Below are 830 nucleotides of genomic sequence, written 5' to 3'. Positions count from 1 at the left end.
GCCGACAAGGACGGTCTGGAGCTGATGACGGCGGCGGGGAAGTTCGATGGTGACAACGAGGGTCAGGTCACGGCGATCGAGAACATGGTCGCGGCGGGTGTGAAGGGCATTCTGATCACGCCGAGTGACACCAAGGCGATCATCCCGGCGATCGAGAAGGCCCGTGCGAAGGGTGTTCTGGTGATCGCGCTGGACACGCCGACCGATCCGCAGTCGGGGACCGACGCGCTGTTCGCCACCGACAACTTCAAGGCGGGTGTGCTGATCGGTCAGTACGCCAAGGCCAAGACCGCCGGGCAGACCCCGAAGATCGCGATGCTGGATCTGGCGCCGGGTGTGTCGGTGGGGATCCTGCGTCACAACGGCTTCCTGAGCGGGTTCGGCGCGGCCACCGTGGATGAGAAGGCGTCGGCTCCCGCGACTGCTTCGTCGGTGGTGTGTGCGGCGGATACCGGTGGTGACCAGGCCAAGGGCCAGACCGCGATGGAAACCTGCCTGCAGAAGGCCCCGGATCTGAACATCGTGTACACGATCAACGAGCCGGCGGCGCTGGGCGCCTACACCGCTTTGAAGGCCAAGGGTCTGGAGAAGAAGGTGCTGATCGTGTCGGTGGACGGCGGCTGCACCGGTGTGAAGGGTGTCAAGGACGGCCAGATCGCGGCGACGTCGCAGCAGTACCCGCTGAAGATGGCCGCGCTCGGCGTGGACGCGGTCGCCGCGTTCGCCAAGGACGGCACCAAGGCATCCGGTTACACCGACACCGGCGTCACCCTGGTCACCGACCAGGCCGCCGACGGCGTCGACGCCAAGGACACCGCTTTCGGTCTCGA

General features: G+C 66.3%; 1 protein-coding gene. It reads left to right on the top strand.

The window, feature by feature from the left end; all coding sequences use genetic code 11:
- A partial coding sequence (locus tag ACYVE7_RS34920) for a substrate-binding domain-containing protein (protein ID WP_460370945.1) occupies nucleotides 1–830 on the top strand: 830 nt, incomplete at both ends.

The organism is Actinocorallia lasiicapitis (assembly GCF_054778695.1).
This window is presented reverse-complemented; position numbering and strand designations above follow the sequence as displayed.